Source organism: Pseudomonas sp. D47, from assembly GCF_045447305.1.
Classification (GTDB): domain Bacteria; phylum Pseudomonadota; class Gammaproteobacteria; order Pseudomonadales; family Pseudomonadaceae; genus Aquipseudomonas.
Window position 1 is genome coordinate 1 of the sequence record NZ_JBJGXU010000145.1, and the last position, 1,778, is coordinate 1,778.

A 1,778-nucleotide genomic window follows, 5' to 3' on the forward strand; every position below is an offset into this window, starting at 1 on the left:
AGACGATGCTGTTGCGGTCGACCACCAAGTGAGGATAGCCCTTGGGATACTTGTAGATGAAAGTCTTCTACCGTTTTACTAGGCTGTAGGTAGCGTGCCTGACGTCTCCCAACCCCTGAGATTTTGTCTATGCTCCTTACACTTTTTACCCCGTCAGGCGCGCGCTTGCGACAACATTCGGTCCGTTCGGGGCCACTCAACTGGCTGTTACTCCCAGGCGGGCCTGGACTGGGATCTGAGATTCTGGAGGAGTTGGCGAGTGCCCTGTCTGTCCCGGGGCGATCTGGTTGGTGGACTTACGCGAAGGCGGTTCCAATCGATACCCTCCTGGAAGCACTACGGCCCTCTTTTCCAACTGGCCGAATGTCGTCATCGAAGCAGCCCAGGCACTGCCTGACGTGGTGTTTGCAGGACATTCGACTGGGGGCATGTACTTGTTATCAACACCCGAGTTGGCGCCGCACATCCTCGGTCTAGCCCTGCTGGATAGCGCACCGGACGCGAATTGGCATCCCCGTTTCGTAGCCATGGCTGGCGCTCATCCTTTATCGGCTGTGGACAGAACCCGCGCGGTGTATGAGGCCGAGCGTTGCGATGAAAACCTGGCGGCCATCGCTGTCGCGGCAGCCGATTGGAACTTCACGTATGCCGGGCTTGCGCTCGGCCACGAGCTTCTGGCATGCCTGCCCTATAACCGAGCCGCCGTGAAGTGGTCGGACGCGAGCTTCGATCACGTCTACGTAGCGAAGTGGTGGCCTTGTTCTCTCCCCGTCCTTCTCCTTGCCGGCAGTGCAGATCAGATCGTGTGGCAGGGGGGATGGGTTCAAGTTCGCTTCAAAACAGTCAGTGTGTGGACAAGCATTATCCCTGGCGGCGGACACTTCCTCTGGATCGAAAACCCGAGCGCGGTAGACGTCGCGTTCAATGAGCTGACGGTGCGGGTTAAAACCATCATCAGGTCTTAGGGCGCGGCAAGTTGAAGAGCTCGATATGACATCAGCCGCGCCGATACGCAATGTGGCGTTCAATCGGTCGACGGCCTTGCGGTTGCTCTATTCGCGCCGTCCTTGGTTAATCTATATGAAATGTATTGAATTCACTCCTCTTCATGAGCTGGCACTGTAGCCTTGTCTTGCTATTTAAACCTTGGTTTTGCTCATGTCGATACGCAGTCTTTGCGTGGCGAGCCGCCTGAAGGATCAGGCCCCCAATTTATTATTCTGTGATACCAACGTTAATAACGTTGCCGAATCTCCGCTCCTTTAGCCTGGCGGTTGCCGTACTGAACGCGCCTTCTTTATAAGAACAACAGGAGTAACCGGTTTGCTGACCTTGATTGGCCTAATCACGATGCTAAGCCTGGTCGTGCTGCTTCTCGTCGGGCGTATGTCACCCATTCTGCCGTTGATTGTTGTGCCCCTGCTGGGGGCCTTGTTTGCTGGTTTCGGGCTGGGAGAGATATCCGGATTCTTTACCGACGGCGTTGGACGAGTGACGCCAATCGCCACCATGTTTATCTTTGCCATCACGTTTTTCGGGATCATGCAGGACACCGGCCTGTTTCGTCCGGTCATCGGCTACATGGTCAAGCTGACCCGTGGCAATGTGATCTCCGTGGCAGTCGCAACCGCGCTGATTGGCATGCTCGCCCATCTTGATGGTGCTGGCGCGACCACCTTTCTGCTGACCATTCCTGCGCTGCTGCCGCTATACAAGCAATTGCGAATGAGCCCTTACTTGATGCTAATGCTGCTGGCCACTGGTGCCGGCGTTCTCAA

The 1,778-nt window shown here is 56.0% G+C and carries 2 protein-coding genes; both read left to right on the top strand.

From position 1 onward, the window contains the following. Nucleotides 1-290 precede the first annotated feature (290 nt). On the top strand, nt 291-965 hold the full coding sequence (locus ACI77I_RS31920; RefSeq protein ID WP_407000176.1) for an alpha/beta fold hydrolase: 675 nt from the start codon (nt 291-293) through the stop codon (nt 963-965). A gap of 358 nt (nt 966-1,323) precedes the next feature. Then, the coding region (locus ACI77I_RS31925) for an SLC13 family permease (protein ID WP_407000178.1) at nt 1,324-1,778 on the top strand (455 nt) is incomplete at its 3' end.